Consider the following 20,969-nt stretch of genomic DNA (forward strand, 5'->3'; position numbering starts at 1 on the left):
GGGGTTACTTGAACGGGTTCGGGACGTCGAAGCCCTGCGGCGGGGCCGGGAAGGCGTCGAGCGCCGCCTGGGCGTTCTTCGAATCGACGATCAGGACCGGGGTCTCGACGTTCGACGGGATGGACGTCCCCTTCATCGCCGCGACGCACGCCTGGACCGACTGCGCCCCCATCAGGTACGGGAACTGCTCGATCGCGGCGGGCTGCCCGCCGGCGACGATGTCCTTGAGCTGATCCTGCGTCCCGTCGATGCCGACGACCGCGACCTGACCCTTCTTCCCCGCCTCTTCGACGGCCTGCTGGATACCCATCGCCATGTCGCCCGACGGGGTGAAGAAGCCCTTGATGTCGGGGTTGGCAATGAGGATCGTCGCTGCCGCGCTCTTGGCCTTCGCCTTGTCGAAGTCGGCCGCGACCGTCTGGGTGATGTCGAGCTTGCCCTCCACCGCCTTCTCGAAGCCGCCGAGGCGCGCGATGTTGCCCGGGTCGGCGACGAGTCCGCCGATGAGCGCGACGGAGGAACCCTCGGGCACGAGCGAGAGCATCGCCTTCCCGCCCGCCTCGCCCGCGGTCTCGTTGTTGGTCCCGACGTAGGTCGTCACGTTCACGCCCGCCTGCTTGGCGGCATCCAGATCGATAGGCAGGTCGAGGTTGACGATGGCCGCCCCGGCCTGCGTCACCGGCACGAGTCCCGTGATGAGGTTGGTCTGGCTGGTCGGATTGACGATGTAGCAGCCGTACCCCGCGGTCACGAGGGAGTTGAGCTTCGTCGCTTGCCCGGAGTCGTCGGTGACGTTCTCGGCCGCGACGATGGTGAGGTCGACTCCGGCTTCGTCCGCCGCCGCCTGTGCGCCCTCGGCCATCGCGCCGAAGTAGGTGTTGTCGAGCGGCTTGAGGACGAGCGCGATCTTGCCGTTGCCGCCTCCGCCTGCCGCGGGGGTGCCCTGCGGCGCTGCGGAATCCGAGCAGCCGGCGAGCGCCCCGGCTAGGATCGTCACCGTCGCGGCGGCCGCTACGGCGGAGCGCATTCGGGTGTATCGGGTCATGGTTCTCTCCTTTGAGGATGTGACTTTCGGTACTACTGGTGCGACATTGCGGGGACTGGTCTCGTCGTGCTTGCGGCTGCCGAGGTCAGTCCTCGCTCTCTGCCCGCGTGTCGCGCGCGGGAGTCGTGGGAACCGTGGATGCGGCACCGACGGGGCCCATCATCAGGGGGTTCGTCAGCGGGATGCATCCGCACGTGGTGCCGAACTCGATGTCGATGTCGACCGTCTCGCGCCGGGGCGGCAGGGTCGGGTCCTCGGTGCGTTCGGCGAGAAGGCGCATCGCCTTGGCCGCGACCGTCTGAACGGGCACGACGCCCTGCGTCGGCTTGAGGCCGGTGACCGTCGCCTCTCCGATCGAGTCGATCGTGGTGACCAGCACGTCACGCGGGACGTGCAGCCCCAGACGCGCGATCGCCGCCATCGCACCCCAGAACATCCGGTTGTTGGTGGCGAAGACACCGAAGGGCGGGGTGAGCGTGCGGAACAGTTCCATCGCCCCCGCTGCCGCATCGTCCGGGGTCGAATGTCCCGACGTGATGTGCGGCTCGAGCCCGGCGTCGCGCACGACGCGCAGATAGCCGGCCTGTCGGTCGCGCACATTGGAGACCCGCGTGTTGCCGGCGACCAGCGCGACCGAGCGCAGCCCGTGGTGACGGACGAGGTGCTCGACGAGACGGCCGGCGGCGCGGGAGTTGTCGGCGAGGACGTGGTCAGCGATCTTGCGGACCGACGGGACGGTGCGATCGACGATCACCGTCGGGATCTCGGACACGGCGTCGGGCAGGCTGGGGGCCCCGCTGGGCAGGATGATGAGCCCGTCGACCCTCTGCTGACGGAAGGTACGCAGGTACCGTTCCTCCTGGTCGGCCTCCTCATCGGAGTCGCCGAAGAGCAGCGTGGGTGACGCCGGGGACAGGCGCTCCTCGATGGCGCGGGTCAGCAGCGCGAAGAAGCCGTTGCGCACGTCGGGGAGGATGAGCCCGATGAACCCGGACTTCCGGGTGCGCAGTCCCGTCGCCGCGGCGTCGCCCACGTAAGCGAGTTCGGTGACCGCGTCCATGACGCGTTGGCGCGTGGCATCCGTGACGTACATCTCGTCGTTCAGCACGCGCGAGACCGTCTTGGTGGAGACCCCTGCCGCGCGCGCGATGTCGACCAACCGGGCGGGGGGCCGGAGCCCGGGGCGCGGCGAGCCGGTCATGATCGTTCTCCCCGAAGACGGGGCGCGGGAGCGCCGACGAGCGTCCGGCTCATCACAGGCCCCCGACCATCTCGCCGCGCTCCGCCCCGGCGGCCAGGGGCACCGCGTCGGCGGGCGGGTAGTTCTCCGGCGCCCACCAGCCGGCGGCGACACCGGCGAGCAGTCCCGCGCCGCGGGACACGGCCTCCCGCTCCTGCGCCATCGCGACGGGGTGACGTGTGCGCCGGATCTTCGCCTCGACCCAGCGACGGCTGCGCAGGCCTCCCCCGATCAGCAGGGTCTGCCCGGAGACCCCGGACAGAGCGCGCAGACGCTGCTCCGCATCAGCCGATGCCTGGGCGAACCCCTCGAGGACGCTCGCCCACGCGACCTCGGGGGCGAGGGCGCGCAGGTCGGCGGAGACCTCGCCGTCCTGCAGGGCGAGCAGCCTCGGCAGCGACAGCGGCTCTGCCTCGACTCCGATGGCGGCGAACTCGATGTCGTCGCGGTCGACCCGGAGGGCCTGACGCAGGTGACGCATGGCGAGGCCGGGCCTCAGCGTCTCCCACAGCAGCATGTGTCGGGAGGTGCCGGGCCATGCCGTGATCGTGAGGTCGCCGAACTGGTCGGGCCACTGCGGGTGGGAGCGCCCGGCGGCACCGCGGGGCTCCCAGGCGACGACGAGCGGTTCACCGGTGCCCATCGAGTCGATGACCTCCGTGTGGTCCCCTCCGGCGCCGATGACGCCGACCGGGTGGTCGTGGCCGGCGATGGTCACGGGGATGCCGGAGCGCAGGCCGCTCCACGCCGCCCCCTCGATCGAGACCCGGCCGAGTGCGGTCCCCCCGACACGGGCGGGCGCCCAGACGAGGGAGTCCAGACCGAGGAACGACAGGATCTCACGGTCGTACTCGCCCGAGAGCGGATCGAAGGCCCCGCTGGACGCCGCGAGCGACTGCTCCTGTGCGAGCGCACCGGTCAGGCGCCACAGGGTCAGACCCGCGACCCCCGTCCACGTGCCTCCTGTCCGATGACCGTTGCGCAGCAGCCACCCCAGCTTGGCGATGCTCGTCACGCTCCGCGGAGCGCGTCCGGTGCGGCGATAGATCTCCTCCGCCCCGAAGTGCGCGATGACCTCGTCGACGATCTCGCCGCCACGCGCGTCGTGCCAGGCGACGAGCGGGAGGTCGCTCGGACCGTCGGGGCGGATGATGGTGCCGGTCTCCCCCATGCTGGCGATACCCACACCCGCGATGCGCGTGGCCAGGATGCCCAGGTCGGCGATCGCGTCGCGGATGGCGGAGAAGAGCGCGTCGGTGCTCATCTCCACGCCGTGGGGGCTCGCCTCGAACGGCGTGGGTGCCACGCCGAGGCCGATCGATCGCCCGTGGCGGTCGATCGCGTTCGCCTTGATCGACGACGTGCCCAGATCGATGCCGAGCAACAGCTCGTCTCGCATGGCGGCCTCCGCGTCCTCCGTCGGCCTCGTCGCCGTCGGTGTTCTGTCTAACGATGGACAAAGTAGCACGACCCCCCTAGCCTGTCTACCGTTGTCAGAAACCGCCCGTCCCGACGGGCCGACGAAATGGAGGACGAGCCCGTGGCTCTCATCTCACTCACCGACGCGCTCGACGCCGCGCGCGCCGGATCGTACGGAGTCGGGGCGTTCAACGTCACCGACCTCGCCCAAGCCGAAGCCGTGCTCGACGCCGCTGCCGAGACCGACTCCCCCGTGATCGTGCAGACCATCGCCGGCGCATCGACGCACGGTCGCGACGAACTCTTCTGGGAGGCGCTGGTCAACCTCATCGCGCACTACCCCGATGTGCCCGTCGTCCTGCACCTGGATCACGGCGCGTCCTACGACGACTGCGTCCGCGCCATCGGGGCGGGATTCACCAGCGTCATGATCGACGGGTCGATGCGCGACGACCACGTCACCCCGGCCTCGTTCGACGAGAACGTCGCCGTGACGAAGAAGGTCGTCGACTACGCGCACGCCCACGGCGTGTCGGTCGAGGGCGAGCTGGGCACCATCGGCGGGTCCGAAGACGGCGGCGCCAGCAGCAAGGAGATCGTGCTGGCCGACCCCGACGAGGCCGAACGATTCGTCGCGGCCACCGGCGTCGACGCCCTCGCCGTCGCGATCGGCACATCCCACGGCGCGTACAAGTTCACCAGCCCGCCCGATGGGACGGTCCTGCACATGGACCTCATCGAGCGGATCGCCGCACGTGTTCCGAACACGCATCTGGTGATGCACGGTTCGTCGTCACTGCCCGCCGACCTGCGCGAGACCATCAACGCGCACGGGGGAAAGCTGCCCGAGTCGTGGGGTGTGCCGGAGTCCGAGAAGGCACGTTCGACGCAGCTCGGCATCCGCAAGATCAACCAGGGCATGGATTCGCACATGGCCCACGCCGCGGCGGTGCGCACCTACCTCGACGAAGACGGGATCGGCTGCGACCCCGCCCTCTACGGGTCCCGCGGCCGTGTGGCCATGCAGAACATGGTCGCCGAGCGGATGCAGGTGTTCGGCCAGGCCGGCCAGTCGTACCGCCACCGCTGACCGGTCGGACGACGCTCGCTGAGAACGGCTCAGCGTCCAAGACACGCGGATGCCACGGCGGCTCGTCCGCGTGTCTTGGACACTCAGCGGCCCGGACCGGGCCGGGGGCTCACGGGGTCGGCATCCCGCCGTTGACGTTCAGCGTCTCACCGATGACGTAGCTCGATTCCGCGGATGCCAGGTAGACGTACGCCGGGGCGAGCTCGGCGGGCTGCCCCATGCGTCCGAGGGGTGTCTCCTCGCCGAACTCGGCGACCTTCTCCTGGGGCTGGCCGTCCGACACCTGCAGCGGCGTCCAGATCGGGCCCGGGGCGACGGCGTTGACCCGGATGCCCTTCGGTGCCAGCTGCTGACCGAGAGCCTTCGTGAACGCGTTGATCGTCGCCTTCGTCGAGGCGTAGTCGACGAGGATCGCGGACGGGGAGTACGCCTGGATCGACGTCGTGTTGATGATCGCGGACCCGGCCGGCAGGTGCGGCAGCGCCGCCTTGGTGATCCAGAACATCGCGTACACGTTCGTCTTGAACGTGGCGTCGAACTGCTCGTCGGTGAGGGTCTCGAGGTCCTCGTTGAACAGCTGTTTGCCGCCGTTGTTGACGAGGATGTCGAGGCCGCCGAGTCCCTCGACCGCCTGCGCGACGAGCGCCCGGCAGTACTCGGGGTCGCGGAGATCGCCGGGGATCTGCACGACGGTCGCACCGGCCTCGCGCAGGATGCCGGCGATGCGATCGGCATCCTCCTTCTCCTCGGGCAGGTACGACATCGCCACAGAAGCCCCCTCCCGGGCGAAGGCGATCGCGGTCGCCGCACCGATACCGGAATCGGCGCCCGTGATGAGGGCTTTGCGGCCCTCGAGGCGGCCGCTGCCGACGTAGGTGTCCTCGCCGAGAGCGGCCTGGGGCGACAGCTCGGCATCCAGGCCCGGCTCGGGCTGGTGCTGCTTCGAGGGTTCGATGTCGGCGTAGAGCTTCGCGGGGTCGGTGAAGGTGTACTGACTGGTCATGGCGAGTCCTTTCAGGGGGATGCCGGAGCGCGAGGCGCCGCGGCGGGGGGGATCAGCGGTCGCGGAGGTCGGCCTCGTCGACCACCTCGCGGATGACGAGGGCGGCGTTGATGAGCGCGAGATGACTGAGCGCCTGCGGGAGGTTGCCCCAGAAGGCAGCGTCGTCCTCGGCGATCATCTCCGAGTAGATGCCGACGTCGTTGGCCTGCGCGACGAGCGCATCCATCGCCTCGATCGCCTCGGCGTGGCGACCGACGCAGGCCAGTGCCGTCGCGCGCCAGAACGCGCACGCGACGAACGTGTGCTCCTCCTGGTCCATGCCGGTGTAGCGATACACCAGGTGGTCGTCGGTGCCGAGGCGTTCGGTGATGGCATCCACGGTTCTCGACATGCGCTCGCCCCGGTCGAAGCCGGTGGGGGCGTGCAGGAGCACCGAGGCGTCGAGGTCGTCGGAACCGGGGCGCAGCGTGTACGCCTGCAGCGTCTCCGACCAGCAGTTCTCCTCGACCCAGGCGTGGATGCGGTCGCGCTCCGCGCGCCAGCGGTCGCCGTTGTCCGGGATGTGCCCGCCGTCCGCGAGCCACTGCGCATCGTCGAGCGCCTTCCAGCAGCCCATCTTGGACGACGTGTAGTGCTCGATCTCGGGCAGCTCCCACATCCCCGAGTCCGCACGTCGCCACAGGTCGCACGTGCGGTCCGCGACGTCGGCGAGGAGCCGCCCGGTCGGGATGTCGAGACGGTTGCCGGCCTCGACGTAGGTGCGGCAGATCGCGATGAGGTCGCCGTACACACCGAGCTGAAGCTGGCCCTGGGCCGGGTTGCCGGTGACGACCGGAGGGATGCTGTTCCACCCCGGCACCTCGTGCTTCTCCAGGCCGATGTGCGCGGCGCCGTCGAGCGTGTACATCACCTGCACCTCGGGACCGTTGGCGCGGATCGTGCGCAGCATCCACGACAGGGCGGCGTGGGTCTCCTCGCGCAGACCGAATCCGACCCAGGCGTGCGCGGTGTAGGCGAGGTCGCGCACCCAGGCGAAGCGATAGTCCCAGTTCTTGCCTCCGCGCGGGTTCTCGGGGAGCGATGTGGTGGCGGCGGCGGCGATCGCGCCGGTGGGGCTGAACAGGAGCAGCTTCAGGATGAGGGCACTGCGCTGGACGTCGTCCGCCCAGGGACCGTCGTACGAGAACTCGTCCGACCACAGCGTCCAGCCGGCGATCGTGCGGTCGATGCCGCGGTCCACGTTCTGCGCGTCGGGGATGCGCAACGGCTCCCCCTCGGTCGCGGCGATCACGAGGAGATGGCGCGAGCCCTTCTCGGTCGTGAATGCGCCCGAGATGCTCTCGCTCCGCTCGTCGGGTTCCCCATGGATGCCGTGCTCGTGACCGACCACGGCGAGCGAGACGTCACCGACCCGCATGATCGAGAACCCGTCGATGCGCTCGGTCCACGGGGCCGCCGAACGGAGCATCGTGCCGGGCTGCACGCACCAGGCGAACTCGACCTCACCCTTCACCCCCTCCACACGACGCGCGAGCTCTGCCCACGGCAGTCGTCCGGCGATGCCGGTCACCATGGCATCCGTGAGCTTCGCGACTCCGCTCGCTGTGGTGAACGTGGTCTCGAGGACATTCGTGCGGGCGACGTAGCGGCGCGTCACCGTGTAGTCCCCGATCGGTGCCAGCGCGATGCACCCGCCCGCGGACTCGTCGACGAGGCGCGCGAACACCGGGCGCGAGTGGAGATTCGGAAGCGGCAGCCAGTCGACCGAGCCGTCGAGCCCGATCAACGCGACCGTCCGCCCGTCGCCGATCGCGGCGTAATCGCGCAGCGGGCGGGACGGCGGGGGCGGGGGCGGGGTCGCGGGCACGGTCCCACGCTAGGAACCGTCACTGCCCGTATCGCAGGGGTTGTCGATCCCGGTCGGAGCGGGTACGGGCCGGCGGTACCGCCGCGCGGCCCTCCTCGCAACCCCCGGGCGACTGCCGCCGGTGCGTCCTAACGTCGAGGACGACCGCGAGTGAAAGGAACGCGCATGTCCCCCACCACGAAGGACGCCCCGACCAAGAACCGCCGTCGCCCGGCCCGCGGCGGCAGCGGCCCCGAGACCACCGACGAGCAGAACGCCGAGAAGGGCTTCCAGGCCTCGGAGAAGCTCACCGACAGCCTGCAGGCCGTCCTCGTCGACCTCATCGAGCTGTCGATCCAGGGCAAGCAGGCGCACTGGAACGTCGTCGGCAAGAACTTCCGCGACACCCACCTGCAGCTGGACGAGATCATCGACGCCGCTCGCGAGTTCAGCGACACCGTCGCCGAACGCATGCGGTCGCTGCACGCGCTGCCCGACGGTCGCAGCGACACCATCGCCGAGACGACGACCCTGCCCGAGTTCCCGCAGGGCGAGGTCGACACGGCCGAGGTCGTCGACCTCATCACCGAGCGCCTCGACGCGACCGTGGGCACGGTCCGCGACGTCCACGACGATGTCGATGACGAAGACCCCACCAGTGCCGACATCCTGCACGGGATCCTCGAGCGCCTCGAGCAGCTCTCGTGGATGGTCAGCGCGGAGAACCGCGTCGCGCGCAAGTCGTAGTCGCGATCGCAGACGACGGATGCCGGGGCCTCGGGGCCTCGGCATCCGTCGTCTGCGAGGCGCTCATGGGGAGGGCAGGAGCAGCGGCGGGCGTGGTCCGTCGAGGCGGTCGATCGATGCCTTGATGTCGGCGAGGTTGACGTCGATGGTCACCAGGCGCCCGTCGATCCGGCGCTCGCGCACATCGATCAGCGCCATGCGCTCGTCGAATCGTGCATCGGCGCGATCCATGCGGGCATCGGCGCGATCCATGCGCACCTCGATCCGTTCAAACCGCTTGTCGACCTGTTCGAAGCGCTTGTCGACTTGTTCGAAGCGCTTGTCCACCTGCTCGAACCGTCGGTCCACCTGTTCGAGCCCGCGGTCCACTTGTTCGAATCCCTGCTGGGTGCGCCGCTCGACACGGTCGAGCATCCACTTGATCCCACTGAGAATCGCCGCGGAGAAAGTCACGAAGAAAACGGCGAGCGCGATGAGCGCTTGTGCGGTGTCGAGGTTCACGGGCGGGTCCTTCCGGGTCGCGGGTGTCGTCGACTCTACGGCCGGGCTCGGCATGTTCGCATGCGTTTCCGGCGCTCTGTGCACAACTTCACCCCGCCCTCCACCGGGGAGGAGTCGTCAGAGCCGCAACACCTCGGTGACGCGGACGACCGCGGTCCCCTCCTCCTCCGACGCGGCGAGATCCACCTCGGCGCGGATGCGCCAGTCGTGATCGCCGGCGGGGTCGTCGATGGTCTGCTCGACACGCCACACGCCGTCGGCAGCGGCAGACTCGTCGATGTCGACGTACGCCGACGACCGCGCGGCGCCACCCGTGCCGATCGCGTCGTGCTCCTCGAAGTAGCGGTCGAGGACGTCGGGCCAGTCGGCATCCGGATCCAGCTCGACGAGCTCGTCGTCGCGCTGCAGCGCGGCCAGCTGCACCCGGCGGAACATCTCGTTGCGCACGAGCACGATGAACGCACGGCGGTTCGTGAGGATCGACGGCGGGGCCGGCGGCACGACCGGGGCGGATGGATCGTCGGCCGGGTTGATCAACTGCTCCCACTCATCGACGAGGCTGGAGTCCACCTGCCGCACGAGCTCGCCCAGCCAGGCGATGAGGTCGAGCAGGTCGGGGGTCTGCGCGTCGGACGGCACGGTCTGGCGGATGGCACGATACGCGTCGCTGAGGTATCGCAGCACCAGCCCCTCGCTGCGCGCGAGCTGGTACAGCGACACGTACTCCCCGAACGAGCAGGCCCGCTCGAACATGTCGCGGACGACGGACTTGGGCGACAGCTCGAAGTCGCGGATCCACGGCTGGCTCGACGCGAACACCTCGTAGGCCTGGGCGAGCAGATCGTCGAGGGGCTTCGGCCAGGTGATCTCCTCGAGCAGCTCCATGCGCTCGTCGTACTCGATGCCCTCCCGCTTCATCGCCGCGACGGCCTCGCCGCGCGCGCGGAACTGCTGCTGCGACAGGATCGGGCGGGGGTCGTCGAGAGTGGCCTCGATGACGCTGACGACGTCGAGCGCGTAATGCCCGGTGCCCACCGACGACGCCGGGGGCGCGGCATCCGGTCCCCTGCCCAGCTCGACCTCGGGATCGAGCATCTCGATGGCGGCCAGCGCGAACGGCGACAGCGGCTGGTTGAGGGCGAAGTTCGGCTGCAGGTCGACGGTCAGACGGATGCCATCGGCCCCGGCCTCGACCACACCGGCCTGCACGAGGGTGCGGAAGATCGCGATCGCCCGCCGCGCGAGCTCGTACTGGCGGGCGCGCGGCTCGTGGTTGTCGAACACCAGCGACCGGACGTTGCCGAAGACGTCGCCGCCCCGCGCGATGACGTTGATCAGCATTGCGGCGGTGAGCTTCATCTGCGGCACGAGCGGCTCGGGCTCCGCCGCGACGAGACGGTCGTAGCTCTGCTCGGTCCAGTTGACGAAGCCCTGCGGCGCCTTCTTGCGCACGATCTTCTTCTGCTTCTTCAGGTCGTCGCCGGCCTTGAGGATCTGCGCGGCGTTCTCGATCTCGTGGTCGGGAGCCATGACGACCACCGTGCCCGCGGTGTCGTAGCCGGCCCGGCCCGCGCGCCCCGCGATCTGGTGGAACTCGCGCGCCGACAGCTGGCGCATGCGCGTGCCGTCGTACTTGGTCAGCGCGGTCATGAGGACCGTGCGGATCGGCACGTTGATCCCCACACCGAGCGTGTCGGTTCCGCAGATGACGCGCAGCAGCCCGCGCTGCGCGAGCGTCTCGACCAGGCGCCGATACCGCGGCAGCATGCCGGCGTGGTGGACGCCGATGCCCGCGCGGACGTACCGCGAGAGCGTCTTGCCGAAGCCGGTCGTGAAGCGGAAGCCGCCGATCGCCTCGGCGATCTCGTCCCGCTGCTCGCGACCGATGATGCGAATGGACGACAGCGCCTGCGCGCGCTCCATGGCCGCGGCCTGCGAGAAGTGCACGACGTAGATCGGCGACTGTTTCGTGTCGAGCAGCTCCTGCACCGTCTCGTGCACGGGCGTGCGCGCGTACTCGAAGTGCAGGGGGACGGGGCGTTCGACGCCGGTGACGCGCGCGGTCGGGCGATCGGTGCGGCGCGAGAGGTCGTCGGCGATGTCCTCGACGTCGCCGAGGGTCGCCGACATGAGGATGAACTGCGCCCGGTTCAGCAGCAGCAGCGGCACCTGCCACGCCCAGCCGCGGTCGGGCTCGCCGTAATAGTGGAACTCGTCCATGACGACCTGGTCCACGTCGGCATCGGCGCCCTGCCGCAGGGCGAGGTTCGCGAGGATCTCGGCCGTGCAGCAGATGATCGGGGCGTCGGAGTTGACCGAGGAATCACCCGTGACCATGCCGACGTTCTCGGCGCCGAAGATGTCGACGAGGGCGAAGAACTTCTCGCTCACGAGCGCTTTGATCGGGGCGGTGTAGTAGCTGCGGCCGCCCCGGGCGAGGGATGCCGCGTGCGCGGCGACGGCGACGAGGGACTTCCCCGTCCCCGTCGGGGTCGACAGGATCACGTTCGCGCCGGAGACGATCTCGATGATCGCCTCGTCCTGGGCGGGGTAGAGAGTGAGCCCGCGGCCGTTCGCCCACTCCACGAACCCGAGGTAGGCGGCATCCGGGTCGCTGCCTGCGGGCACGTGGTCGAGGAGCGAAGTCACCGCTCCACCCTCTCATCCCCCGCCGGCCGGCCGGTCGGCGGAGCTCATTCCGCGTCGGAGAACACCCCGACCCGGTCGCCGTCCCGCACGAACTGGACCGAGCTGCCGACGGGGAACCTCGCTCGGAAGACGTCCGGCAGGTCGGGCGTCACCACGAACTCGACGGTGGCCGGGAAGGCTCCCGCGCCGCACCCGCCGTACCGGAACCCTCCCTGGAACACGTTGCCGTCGTCCATCTTCCCGATCGTCGCGGTCTCCACGAGGAGGACGCATTCCGCCCGGGTGCCCGCCGCATCGATCTGCGACGGACCCACGTACGTGGTGAGGCCGTAGAAGTCGGCGTAGGCCGACACGTCGTCGGATTCGAAACCCATGCTGCGGACCGGCGCGGTGTCGGCGGCCGGGTCGGCCTGGAGCGTGGCCACCTGCGCGACGCCCGCGGTCCGCGCGACGGGCACGAAGGTCGTCGCCGCGATCGACGCGGCGCTGGCGATGGCGGCCACGGCGGCGAGCGAGCCCGCCCACAGCCACAGCGTGTGCGCGCGCCGCACGACCGGGCGACGGGTCGCACGCTCCGTCGGCTCGTCGAGGTCGGGTTCCCCCTCCTCGGCGACGAGCGGATCGTCGGATGGGGCCGTCGGCGGGTTCATCGGCACCACCGGCGTCGAGGACTCCCCTCGATCGCGGCGCTCGAGGTCCTCGAGCTCTTGCAGACGCCCCAGGGCGGCAGGATCGGCGGAGAGATCGGCGTCCGGCCCGTACGCCCGCGCGCGCAGTTCCGCCAGCTCCCCCCGCAGCTCGGCATCCATGCCCTGCATCGTGCCACAGCCCGGACGGGCCGGGGCCGGATTCTCCATTCGCGGGAATAGACACGGGGATGCCGCGTTGCACACGTCATGCGTTCCTTCGGCACCCTCTCCTTCGGGCATTACGGCCCCCTCGGCGGCGGCCACCACCTCTCCGCCGGCGATTCGATGCTGCAGGCGATCGACCTCGCCCAGGGCATGGACGACCTCGGCGTGAACGGCGTCTCGTTCCGCGTCCACCACTTCGCCCGGCAGCAGGCGGCCCCGATGCCGTTGCTCGCCGCCATCGCCGCACGCACATCGCGCATCGAGGTGGGCACCGGCGTGATCGACATGCGCTACGAGAACCCGCTCATGCTCGCCGAGGAGGCGGCGTCCGTCGATCTCATCAGCGGGAACCGACTCGCCCTCGGTGTGAGCCGCGGGTCACCCGAGACCGTCCTGCGCGGGTACGAGGCGTTCGGCTACACCGGGTCCGAGGACCCCCGCGGCGCCGACATCGCGCGTGACCACTTCGACCTGTTCCTGCGCGCGATCGACGGGGAAGGGCTCGCCGAGCGCGACCCGATGAGTCCCTTCGGCGGCGGCACCGGTCTTCAGCGCATCGAGCCGCACTCCCCGGGGCTGCGCACGCGCATCTGGTGGGGCGCCGGCACGACCGCGACCGCCGAGTGGGCCGGACGCACGGGCGTGAACCTGATGTCGTCGACGCTCCTCACCGAGGCGGACGGCACGCCGTTCGACATCCTGCAGGCTCGACAGCTCGACGCGTTCCGGGCCGCGTGGAAGGACGCCGGCCACGCGGGCGAGCCGCGGACGTCGGTGAGCCGCAGCATCTTCCCCATCGTCAGCGACGAGGACCGCCTGTACTTCGGGGGCTCGGCCGGCTCCGATCAGATCGGTGTGATCGACGGCATGCGCTCGACCTTCGGCAAGACGTACGCGGCAGAGCCGGACGTGCTCATCGAACAGCTGCAGAACGACGCCGCGGTGATGAGCGCTGACACGCTGATGCTCACGATCCCTTCGCAGATGGGTGTCGAGTTCAACCTGCGCCTGGTCGAGAACTTCGCGCAGCACGTCGCGCCGGCGCTCGGCTGGCAGTCGACCCTCGCGACCGTCTGAGTGGCGGAGAGGGCGTTGCGGTCCCCGGCCGTACGCCCTCGAATGCCGTGTACGTGCGGTGCCGCGCGCCCTATGCTGACGCCGTGAACCCGACACGAAAGTCCCCGATGGCGTGCGCGGTCGCGCTGACCGCCATCATCGCCCTCTCCGGATGCGCGAGCGCCGCCCCCGCCCCGGCGGCCGCCGAGGCCTCCTCCCCCAGCGCGACCGCCGCGCCCGTCGTCACCGCGGCGACACCCGCGTCCACCGCGGCGGCCGCGACGAGCTGTGTGCCCGCCGACGTCACCGCGGCCGGCATCCCGATCGTCGCGGGCACCGTGGTGTGCGATCTCGTCCGCGGCGAGCTGAGCGACGGCACCCTGTCGATCGTGGTCCAGGTCGCGTCCGTCGAGCACGGATTCGCGGAGGCGACCAGCGCGCTGTCCGCCGCCGGGTACACCGCCGGCGTCACGGCTCCCGAAGCGTCCGACTTCACCAACGGCACGTACACCGTGCTCGTGTCCGTCACGGAGCAAGACCCCTACGGCGCGGTCGTGACCTACGCCCTGTCGCCCGCCTGACGCGCACAGGTCTCCCCCCGGCGACGAACAGCACGGAGCCCCGGATGCCAGGCATCCGGGGCTCCGTCGTCCGTCGGGCCGCTCAGCCGCCGACGAAACCGCTGCGTTCGATCGGCAGCGGAGGGTCGGGATGCAGCGTCCGATACGCCGCGACGTCGCGGACGTTCTTCTGCACGGCCACGACGGCGAACAGGCTCATGGCGAAGCCGATGCCGTAGAAGCCCTTCTCCGACAGCAGGAGATCGGCATTCCACAGGCCGACCGCCATCAGCGCGAGCGACGTGAGCAGCATGCCCCATGCGACGCCCAGGTACGCTCCGGTCACGGGAACGTCTTCGGCGCGATCGCGAACGGCCTTCTGCACGGAGATGGCGGCGAACAGTCCGAGGAGGAAGATCGCGAGGAAGTAGCCCTTCTCGGCGAGCTGCATCTGCGCGTTCCACAGACCGATGAAGTACACGGATGCGCCCAGTCCGAGAGCGACCCAGGAAGCCCCGACGAACGCGGCCGTCGGCCGACCGATCTCGAGGTGCGTCTGCTGATCCATCTTTGGTCCAACCTTCCTCTCGAGCCCCGCGGACGAGGCATATGCGTGTGGAGGAAGGTAGCGGCAGTCGCATGCGATTCACTTCATATATCCGCTCGACGTCGTCACGGAGCGTCCGGTTTTCGCCCGCAGCCCGCTAGGTTCGGCTCGTGACCGCCTCCGATTCACCTCCCTCCGCAGCCATCGTCGCGCTCGCTGACCGCGTCGAGCGAGCGGCATCCGATTCGCCCCGATTCCTGCTCGGGATCGCCGGGAGCCCGGGAAGCGGAAAGACCACGCTGGCGGCAGCGATCGTCGCGGAGCTGAATGGCCGGCATCCCGGGACGGCGTCGGCCGTTCCCATGGACGGCTTCCACCTGGCCAACGCCACGCTCGACCGCCTCGGCCGACGCGATCGCAAGGGAGCGATCGACACGTTCGACGGCTGGGGATTCCTCGCGCTCCTGGACCGGATCCGCACCGAGACGGAGCACACGGTGTTCGCCCCGGGCTTCCGGCGCGAGGTCGACGAGGGCGTGGCCGGCGAGATCGCCGTGGAGCCCGCGACGCGCATCGTCGTCGTGGAGGGCAACTATCTGCTGGTCGACGACGGCCCGTGGGCGCGCGTGCAGGGCGCGCTCGATGAGGTGTGGTTCTGCGCGGCGCCGAGCGCGGTCCGCGAGACCCGGCTCGTGCACCGCCATACGCGGCACGGGCGCAGCCTCGCCGCGGCGATCGACTGGGCGCGCGGCGTCGACGGGGCCAACGCCGCGCTGATCGAGGCGACCCGCGAGCGGGCGGCGCTGGTGGTGTCGGGCGAGACGGGCGCCGTCGTCGACTGAGTCGCTGTCCACTTGACAGGAGCAGTGCCACTCCCTAGGTTCATTACTCAAGTAACGAACCAAAGGAGCCCGATGCTCGACGACGGCAAGCCGATCTTCATCCAGATCGCCGAGTCCATCGCCGACGGCGTGCTGGCCGGCAGCTACCCGGAGGGCACGCAAGTACCGTCCACGAACGAGTTGGCGGCGTTCCACCGCATCAACCCCGCGACCGTCGGCAAAGGTCTCGGCCTCCTCGTCGACCGCGGCATCCTGCACAAGCGGCGCGGACTCGGCATGTTCGTCAGCGAAGGCGCCCACCAGCGTCTCCGCGACGAGCGGACCACGGCGTTCCGGGCCGACTTCGTCGCGCCCCTCCTCGCCGAAGCACGTTCCCTCGGCCTCGACCTCACCGACATCCACCGCATCATCGATCAGGAAGGGGCGTCCTCATGACGCAGCCCGCCGTCCGCCTCTCGGGGGTGTCGCGCCGCTTCCGGCGCGCACAGGCCCTGGACGACGTCACTCTCGACATCCCCGCGAACGCCATCACGGGACTCCTCGGCCGCAACGGCGCCGGGAAGACGACCCTCATGTCGATCATCGCGGGCCACGACCGACCCTCGAGCGGCTCGGTGCAGGTCTTCGGCACCGATCCGTTCGAGGACGCCGCCACGATGTCCTCGATCAGCTTCGTCCGCGACAACCAGCGCTACCCCGACGATTTCACTCTGCGGCAGGTGCTCGAAGTGGCCCCGCACTTCCACGCCGGGTGGGACGCCGACGTCGCCGAGCACCTCGTCCACGGCTTCCGCCTCCCGCGCAAGACCGCCATCAAGAAGCTGTCGCGCGGACAGGCCTCCTCGCTCGGCATCGTGCTGGGCCTGTCGTCCCGCGCACCGCTGACGATCTTCGACGAGCCGTATCTCGGATTGGATGCCACGGCCCGCCGCTTCTTCTACGACACCCTCATGCAGGACTACCTCGAGCACCCGCGGACCATCCTCGTGTCGACCCACCTCATCGACGAGATGGAGCCGCTCCTCGAACACGTCGTCATCGTCGACGAGGGACGCCTGGTGCGCACGGCCACGGCCGATGATCTCCGGGGCAGCGCCGTCACCCTCAGCGGCACGACGGCGGCGGTCGACGAGATCGCCGCGGGTCACTCCGTGCTGCAGCGGCGCGTGGTCGGCGGCCTGTCGTCGCTGGTACTCGAGACGCGCGCCGACGAAGAGCTGCGCACCCGCGCGGCGCGCGCCGGCGCACAGCTCAGCCCCGCCACTCTGCAAGACCTCGTGGCCGCCTACGGCGTCGAGCGCGACTCCCGGGAAGGAACACTCGCATGACCGCCCTCACCACCGCTCCCCGACGGGGCGCCGCACCGACCGACGTCCTCCGTCTGCACTTCTCGCAGCGCGCACTTCTGCTGCGCACGCCGCCCGGCATCATGCTCGTCGTGTTCGCGCTGACGGTGATCATCGCGATCATCTTCTGGCGCGTCGGATCCGTGCCCGGCAGCGACGAGTGGGTGCAGAACAGCCGGAGCAACGCCGCGATCTTCTGGGCCCTCCCCGGTTTCTTCGGCTGGTTGGGCGTGCAGACCGTGTCGCTCACGTTCCCCCTCGCGCTGTCGCTGGGGAGCACGCGTCGCGCGTTCGTCACGGGAACCGTGCTGACCCACGTCGTGCTGTCGCTGTACGTCACCGCGATGCTGCTGGTGCTGCTCGCGATCGAGCTGGCGACGGGGCACTGGTTCTTCGACATCTACATGACCGACGTCTGGATCCTGGGAGCCGGGAACCCGCTCCAGCTCGCCGTGACCGCTTTCCTCGGGACGCTGTTCGTCCTGTCCGTCGGTGGCGCCTTCGCCGCGTCGTGGGTGCGGTTCGGGGCACTCGGGCCGATGACCCTCGCCGCGGTCAGCGTGATCTCCCTCGGCATCGTCGCGATCTTCCTGATCCCCCTCGCCGCCCTCTTCCAGCCGTGGTGGATCGCCCTGGCGGCGGGCGTCGTGATCGTGCTCGCCGTCCTTGCGCAGTACGCGTTCCTCCGCCGCGCATCGGTGCGCTGAACGTGGCCGCATCGGCCGCGGATCACGTCGCGGCCCCCTCCGTAGGGTGAACCCATGCCGCTGCACCTGACGCCCCTCGTCGCCGCGGGAGACGACCGCGACCAGCTCGTCTCCTTCCTCACGCGCAACGTCTTCCCGTTCCACGTGCGCGCGCGGTCGACCGTGGAGCAGGTGCGCGCGGCGATCGACGGCGGGGAATGGGGCGGCGACGAGACCGAGGCGCTGTGGATCGACGACGCGGAGCGCGGGCGACTCGGCGTCGTCCGTCTCCTCGATCTCGCCGACCCGACCGCCATGGTCGACCTGCGGCTGGGCGAGCCGCACCGCGGCTTCGGTTTCGGGGTCTCGGCCCTCACCGCGGCCGCCGACCGCGTCTTCCGGGAGCACCCCGGCGTCGCCCGCTTCGAGGGTCAGACGCGCGAGGACAACATCGCGATGCGCCGGACGTTCGAGCGCGGTGGGTGGGTGTTCGAGGCCCACTACCGCGACGGATGGCCGGTCACGGACGGGGCGCCCGTGGCATCCGTCGCTTACAGCGTGCTCCGCCGCGACTGGGCGAACGGCACGACGACCCCCGTTCCGTGCGGCGCACCGTCAGCGGTGCGCGAGACGCGTCCACGGGATGTCGAGGCTCTCATCGCCGCGACATGGGACGCCGAAGAGCGCCTCCTCACGCCCGCTGTTCGCGGCGACGCGACTCGACTGCGCGAGCTGCTCGCCGAGGACTTCGTCGAGATCGGCCAGTCGGGGCGCCGCTGGACGCGAGACGAGATCGTCGCCGCACTGGCGTCCGCCCCTGGCCGGGGCGACGTCGAGATCAGCGAGCGGGAGGCGCGACAGCTCGCGCCGGGACTGCTGCTGCTGCACTACCGGCTGCGTTTCGAGGGGCGCGACAGCCGCCGCACCTCGATCTGGCGCGGCGATCCCGAACCGCGGTGCGTGTTCCACCAGGGCACGCCGGTTCCCTAGCGCTCAGCGCGGCGGCGGCACGGGCATGGTGTCGTCGAGCGTCCAGCCGTTCTCATCGACGGCGCCCGCCCCCGGGCGTTCCCTGTCGCGACGCGCCGCATCCGCATCCGCGTAGATCAGCTTCACGAGACCGCGCTGCCGCCACATGTGCTCGCGCGAGTACGCGTCCTCGAACATGACGAACGCACCCCCGCCCGTGCGACGGCGCAGCTCCCGCAGCCAGTCCGCGTACGCGGGGTCGGAGACGGATGCCGAGGGGAACGGCCGCGCGAGATCGATGAGGCGATCCGCGATGGCATCCACGGTCTCGTCGGTGCGGCCGTCGCCGAACAGGTCCCACCCGCCGGCGCTGGAGTAGGCGACGAGGACGTTCTGTTCGTCGTCCTGACCGGGTCCCGGCACGGTGACGCGACACCGCCAGTGCCCGGTGGCGTAGAAGTTCGCGACGATCCGGATGCCGTCGAACCCCCGCTCGTGCGCGCGGGCGACCGCCGCGACGAGGGCGGATTCCGGTCGGGTCTCACTCATGGGGGCCTTCCGTGGGGGATGCCTCCACGGTAGGCGATCGCCTGTGGATAGTCGCCGCGCGATGTCGGAGGTCCGTGGCAGCATGTGTGCATGCCAGATCGACCGCCCGTCTTCGACGATCGGGAGGACGCCGTCCTCACCGACGCCGTCGCCGCGCTCGTCGAGAGCGAACGGGCGCTGGCCGAGCTCGAGGCCGCCCGCACCGTGCAGTTCGCCGCCGCGATGCGGGTCGCGCTCGAGCGATCGAAGCACCGCCCGCGCGCGGTGCAGGAACGCGAGATGGCACTGCGGTCGATCGCGGCCGAGATCGGCGTGGCCCTCCGCTGGAACGACCGCACCGTCCAACGCCGTCTCGGCGAGGCCCTGCAGCTGGTCGACGACTTCCCGGCGACGCTGCAGGCGCTGGCCGATGCGCGGATCAGCGCGCGGCACGCCGCCGTCATCCGCGACGTGGGCGTCGAGCTCGCCGACCCGGTCGCGCGGGGCGTGTTCGAGTCCCGCGTGATCGAGCGCGCCGCGACCGACACCGTCGCGGGCACTCGGGCGTTCGCGCGCGCCCTCGTCGAAGAGCTCCATCCGGTGTCGATCAGCGAGCGGTGCGCGCGGGCCGAGCAGCAGCGCCGCGTCTGGATCGACGACGACGTCGACGGCATGGCCCGGCTCGGCGTGCTCGACGGGGCGGCGAAGATCCGCGCGATGTACGACCGCCTCACGCGGCAGGCGCGGGCGATCCGCTCCGTTCCTCAGCCGCAGAGCGCGGGCGATGAGCCGGATGCCGTGAACGACCGTCGCACGACCGACCAGGTCCGCGCCGACCTGCTGTGCGACCTCGTCCTCACCGGTCAGCCCGCGATCGACCCCACCGCCGACACTCTCGCGGGCGGCCTCGGCGCGATCCGCGCGCACGTCTCGGTCGTCGTCCCGGCCCTCACCGCCGCCGGTGCGAGCGACCGCGGGGCCTCGATCGACGGGCAGAGCCCGATCGACGCCGACACCGCACGCCGTCTTCTCGCGGGGGCGCCCGCGTGGGACCGGGTCGTCACCCACCCCGTCACGGGCGCCGTGCTCGCCGTCGACCGCTACCGCCCCTCCCCCGCGATCCAGCGCTTCGTTCGGGCGCGCGACGTGCACTGCCGATTCCCCGGATGCCGGCGGCCGGCGCGCGCGTGCGAGATCGACCACAGCGAGGACCATGCCCGGGGCGGGCCGACCGCCCGCACCAACCTCGCCTGCCTGTGCACCCGGCATCACACATTGAAGACCGAGACCGCGTGGACCGCCCGGCAGGGTCCCGACGGCAGCATCGAATGGACCAGTCCGCTCGGGCGCACCGTCGGCGACCGCCCGGAGAGATACGTCGCCTTCGTCCCCGAGCCGGATCCCCCGCCGTTCTGATCGGCGCCCTCCCCCGGAACGGGTCAGCGCCCGTCGGGGTCAGCGCCCGTCGGGGTCAGCGCCCGTTGCGGTCCGCGGCCGAGCGCGGCGGGGCCGACGCCACCTCGAGGCGATCGAGGCCCCGCAGAGACGTCCAGATGAGCTCCTCGCCCTTCGCCGCGTGCTGCGACGCGCGCACGGCGCGCTCGTCGGCCCATGAGTTCAGCACGTGCCCGCTGTGTCCGCGGACGTGCTCGAGCACCACGTCGGGAAGCCCGGCGGCGCGGCGTGCATCCCGGGCGGCGATGAGCGCCTCGAGGATGCCGCGGTTGGCGACCGGCTTCTTGGCCGAGGTCACCCAGCCGCGGCGGCGGTGCCCGTCCATCCACGACGAGTACGTGTCGATCGCGTACTTCGAGTCGGCCTGCACGACGAGATCGCGGACGTCGGCGTGATCCGTGATCGCGTGCAGCAGCCCCAGCAGTTCGCCGATGTTGTTGGTGCCCTCGGGGATGGACCCGGCCGCCCAGTGCCCGTCCTCACCGACCCAGGCCCACCCGGCGGGACCGGGATTGCCCTTGCACGCGCCGTCGGTGGCGACGACATACCGATCGGAGGACGCGGGCGCGGAAGAACTCATCCCTCT

Annotated in this window: 21 protein-coding genes; 10 read left to right on the forward strand and 11 right to left on the reverse strand. The window is 70.6% G+C overall.

Annotated elements, in window-relative coordinates:
- Positions 1-4 precede the first annotated feature (4 nt).
- From BGO45_RS05725 to BGO45_RS05735, 3 genes are all read right to left on the reverse strand, one after another.
- Positions 5-1,045 carry a substrate-binding domain-containing protein gene (locus tag BGO45_RS05725; RefSeq protein ID WP_292691696.1) on the reverse strand — a complete coding sequence of 347 codons (1,041 nt, stop codon included), beginning with the start codon at positions 1,043-1,045 and terminating at the stop codon, positions 5-7.
- An 85-nt stretch (positions 1,046-1,130) separates the two neighbouring features.
- Positions 1,131-2,246 carry a LacI family DNA-binding transcriptional regulator gene (locus tag BGO45_RS05730; RefSeq protein WP_292691697.1) on the reverse strand — a complete coding sequence of 372 codons (1,116 nt, stop codon included), beginning with the start codon at positions 2,244-2,246 and terminating at the stop codon, positions 1,131-1,133.
- A gap of 52 nt (positions 2,247-2,298) precedes the next feature.
- Entirely contained in the window at positions 2,299-3,684 is a 1,386-nt protein-coding gene (locus tag BGO45_RS05735; protein WP_292691698.1) for an FGGY family carbohydrate kinase, read from the reverse strand.
- A 141-nt stretch (positions 3,685-3,825) separates the two neighbouring features.
- Between BGO45_RS05735 and BGO45_RS05740 the strand changes: the two genes are divergently transcribed.
- On the forward strand, positions 3,826-4,794 hold the full coding sequence (locus tag BGO45_RS05740; protein WP_292691700.1) for a ketose-bisphosphate aldolase: 969 nt from the start codon (positions 3,826-3,828) through the stop codon (positions 4,792-4,794).
- 109 nt (positions 4,795-4,903) lie between these two features.
- Here BGO45_RS05740 and BGO45_RS05745 read toward each other — a convergent pair whose 3' ends face one another.
- Together BGO45_RS05745 and BGO45_RS05750 are read right to left on the reverse strand one after the other, a co-directional pair.
- Complete coding sequence (locus tag BGO45_RS05745) at positions 4,904-5,797, reverse strand: SDR family oxidoreductase (protein WP_292691702.1); 894 nt, start codon at positions 5,795-5,797, stop codon at positions 4,904-4,906.
- Positions 5,798-5,849: 52 nt separating this feature from the next.
- A complete protein-coding gene (locus BGO45_RS05750; RefSeq protein WP_292691704.1) occupies positions 5,850-7,664 on the reverse strand; it encodes a glycoside hydrolase family 15 protein in 1,815 nt (604 codons plus the stop codon).
- A gap of 165 nt (positions 7,665-7,829) precedes the next feature.
- Here BGO45_RS05750 and BGO45_RS05755 point away from each other — a divergent pair, with 165 nt between their 5' ends.
- Positions 7,830-8,390, forward strand: coding sequence for a DNA starvation/stationary phase protection protein (locus tag BGO45_RS05755; protein WP_076494606.1), 561 nt, complete (start codon positions 7,830-7,832; stop codon positions 8,388-8,390).
- A 63-nt stretch (positions 8,391-8,453) separates the two neighbouring features.
- On the opposite strand, the gene BGO45_RS05760 is transcribed toward BGO45_RS05755, so the two are convergent.
- The 3 genes from BGO45_RS05760 to BGO45_RS05770 form a co-directional block, all read right to left on the reverse strand.
- Positions 8,454-8,891 carry a hypothetical protein gene (locus BGO45_RS05760; protein WP_292691706.1) on the reverse strand — a complete coding sequence of 146 codons (438 nt, stop codon included), beginning with the start codon at positions 8,889-8,891 and terminating at the stop codon, positions 8,454-8,456.
- Positions 8,892-9,008: 117 nt separating this feature from the next.
- Positions 9,009-11,540: an RNA helicase gene (locus BGO45_RS05765; RefSeq protein WP_292691708.1), complete on the reverse strand. Its 2,532-nt coding sequence runs from the start codon at positions 11,538-11,540 to the stop codon at positions 9,009-9,011.
- A 44-nt stretch (positions 11,541-11,584) separates the two neighbouring features.
- A complete protein-coding gene (locus BGO45_RS05770; protein ID WP_292691710.1) occupies positions 11,585-12,349 on the reverse strand; it encodes a hypothetical protein in 765 nt (254 codons plus the stop codon).
- Between the two features lie 87 nt (positions 12,350-12,436).
- Here BGO45_RS05770 and BGO45_RS05775 point away from each other — a divergent pair, with 87 nt between their 5' ends.
- Entirely contained in the window at positions 12,437-13,471 is a 1,035-nt protein-coding gene (locus tag BGO45_RS05775; RefSeq protein ID WP_292691712.1) for an LLM class flavin-dependent oxidoreductase, read from the forward strand.
- An 83-nt stretch (positions 13,472-13,554) separates the two neighbouring features.
- On the forward strand, positions 13,555-14,031 hold the full coding sequence (locus tag BGO45_RS05780; RefSeq protein WP_292691713.1) for a hypothetical protein: 477 nt from the start codon (positions 13,555-13,557) through the stop codon (positions 14,029-14,031).
- Between the two features lie 82 nt (positions 14,032-14,113).
- On the opposite strand, the gene yiaA is transcribed toward BGO45_RS05780, so the two are convergent.
- Positions 14,114-14,578 (reverse strand): inner membrane protein YiaA, encoded by a 465-nt coding sequence (gene yiaA, locus BGO45_RS05785; RefSeq protein ID WP_292691714.1) that lies wholly within the window; start codon positions 14,576-14,578, stop codon positions 14,114-14,116.
- A 149-nt stretch (positions 14,579-14,727) separates the two neighbouring features.
- Here yiaA and BGO45_RS05790 point away from each other — a divergent pair, with 149 nt between their 5' ends.
- From BGO45_RS05790 to BGO45_RS05810, 5 genes are all read left to right on the forward strand, one after another.
- Entirely contained in the window at positions 14,728-15,399 is a 672-nt protein-coding gene (locus tag BGO45_RS05790; RefSeq protein ID WP_292691716.1) for a nucleoside/nucleotide kinase family protein, read from the forward strand.
- Between the two features lie 72 nt (positions 15,400-15,471).
- Positions 15,472-15,834 carry a GntR family transcriptional regulator gene (locus BGO45_RS05795; protein ID WP_076494591.1) on the forward strand — a complete coding sequence of 121 codons (363 nt, stop codon included), beginning with the start codon at positions 15,472-15,474 and terminating at the stop codon, positions 15,832-15,834.
- Positions 15,831-16,727, forward strand: coding sequence for an ABC transporter ATP-binding protein (locus BGO45_RS05800; protein ID WP_292691719.1), 897 nt, complete (start codon positions 15,831-15,833; stop codon positions 16,725-16,727). The genes BGO45_RS05795 and BGO45_RS05800 overlap by 4 nt, the downstream gene beginning before the upstream one ends.
- Positions 16,724-17,452, forward strand: a complete 729-nt coding sequence (locus tag BGO45_RS05805) for a hypothetical protein (protein ID WP_292691721.1) — start codon at positions 16,724-16,726, stop codon at positions 17,450-17,452. The genes BGO45_RS05800 and BGO45_RS05805 overlap by 4 nt, the downstream gene beginning before the upstream one ends.
- A gap of 54 nt (positions 17,453-17,506) precedes the next feature.
- Complete coding sequence (locus tag BGO45_RS05810; protein ID WP_292691722.1) at positions 17,507-18,421, forward strand: GNAT family N-acetyltransferase; 915 nt, start codon at positions 17,507-17,509, stop codon at positions 18,419-18,421.
- 3 nt (positions 18,422-18,424) lie between these two features.
- On the opposite strand, the gene BGO45_RS05815 is transcribed toward BGO45_RS05810, so the two are convergent.
- On the reverse strand, positions 18,425-18,949 hold the full coding sequence (locus BGO45_RS05815; protein WP_292691724.1) for a hypothetical protein: 525 nt from the start codon (positions 18,947-18,949) through the stop codon (positions 18,425-18,427).
- A 90-nt stretch (positions 18,950-19,039) separates the two neighbouring features.
- On the opposite strand from BGO45_RS05815, the gene BGO45_RS05820 reads away from it, so the two are divergent.
- Positions 19,040-20,344 (forward strand): HNH endonuclease signature motif containing protein, encoded by a 1,305-nt coding sequence (locus BGO45_RS05820; protein ID WP_292691726.1) that lies wholly within the window; start codon positions 19,040-19,042, stop codon positions 20,342-20,344.
- A 55-nt stretch (positions 20,345-20,399) separates the two neighbouring features.
- Here BGO45_RS05820 and BGO45_RS05825 read toward each other — a convergent pair whose 3' ends face one another.
- Positions 20,400-20,963 (reverse strand): ribonuclease H, encoded by a 564-nt coding sequence (locus tag BGO45_RS05825; RefSeq protein ID WP_292691727.1) that lies wholly within the window; start codon positions 20,961-20,963, stop codon positions 20,400-20,402.
- Positions 20,964-20,969 lie beyond the last annotated feature (6 nt).

Origin of the sequence: Microbacterium sp. 71-36, assembly GCF_001898305.1 — a bacterium.
Classification (GTDB): Bacteria; Actinomycetota; Actinomycetes; order Actinomycetales; family Microbacteriaceae; genus Microbacterium.

Excerpts from the sequence above, each read along its gene's own strand:
- BGO45_RS05725 (WP_292691696.1), bottom strand. The coding sequence starts at position 1,045 with ATGACCCGATACACCCGAATGCGCTCCGCCGTAGCGGCCGCCGCGACG.
- BGO45_RS05730 (WP_292691697.1), bottom strand. The coding sequence starts at position 2,246 with ATGACCGGCTCGCCGCGCCCCGGGCTCCGGCCCCCCGCCCGGTTGGTC.
- BGO45_RS05735 (WP_292691698.1), bottom strand. The coding sequence starts at position 3,684 with ATGCGAGACGAGCTGTTGCTCGGCATCGATCTGGGCACGTCGTCGATC.
- BGO45_RS05745 (WP_292691702.1), bottom strand. The coding sequence starts at position 5,797 with ATGACCAGTCAGTACACCTTCACCGACCCCGCGAAGCTCTACGCCGAC.
- BGO45_RS05755 (WP_076494606.1), top strand. The coding sequence starts at position 7,830 with ATGTCCCCCACCACGAAGGACGCCCCGACCAAGAACCGCCGTCGCCCG.
- BGO45_RS05770 (WP_292691710.1), bottom strand. The coding sequence starts at position 12,349 with ATGGATGCCGAGCTGCGGGGGGAGCTGGCGGAACTGCGCGCGCGGGCG.
- BGO45_RS05775 (WP_292691712.1), top strand. The coding sequence starts at position 12,437 with ATGCGTTCCTTCGGCACCCTCTCCTTCGGGCATTACGGCCCCCTCGGC.
- yiaA (WP_292691714.1), bottom strand. The coding sequence starts at position 14,578 with ATGGATCAGCAGACGCACCTCGAGATCGGTCGGCCGACGGCCGCGTTC.
- BGO45_RS05795 (WP_076494591.1), top strand. The coding sequence starts at position 15,472 with ATGCTCGACGACGGCAAGCCGATCTTCATCCAGATCGCCGAGTCCATC.
- BGO45_RS05800 (WP_292691719.1), top strand. The coding sequence starts at position 15,831 with ATGACGCAGCCCGCCGTCCGCCTCTCGGGGGTGTCGCGCCGCTTCCGG.
- BGO45_RS05805 (WP_292691721.1), top strand. The coding sequence starts at position 16,724 with ATGACCGCCCTCACCACCGCTCCCCGACGGGGCGCCGCACCGACCGAC.
- BGO45_RS05810 (WP_292691722.1), top strand. The coding sequence starts at position 17,507 with ATGCCGCTGCACCTGACGCCCCTCGTCGCCGCGGGAGACGACCGCGAC.
- BGO45_RS05815 (WP_292691724.1), bottom strand. The coding sequence starts at position 18,949 with ATGAGTGAGACCCGACCGGAATCCGCCCTCGTCGCGGCGGTCGCCCGC.
- BGO45_RS05820 (WP_292691726.1), top strand. The coding sequence starts at position 19,040 with ATGCCAGATCGACCGCCCGTCTTCGACGATCGGGAGGACGCCGTCCTC.
- BGO45_RS05825 (WP_292691727.1), bottom strand. The coding sequence starts at position 20,963 with ATGAGTTCTTCCGCGCCCGCGTCCTCCGATCGGTATGTCGTCGCCACC.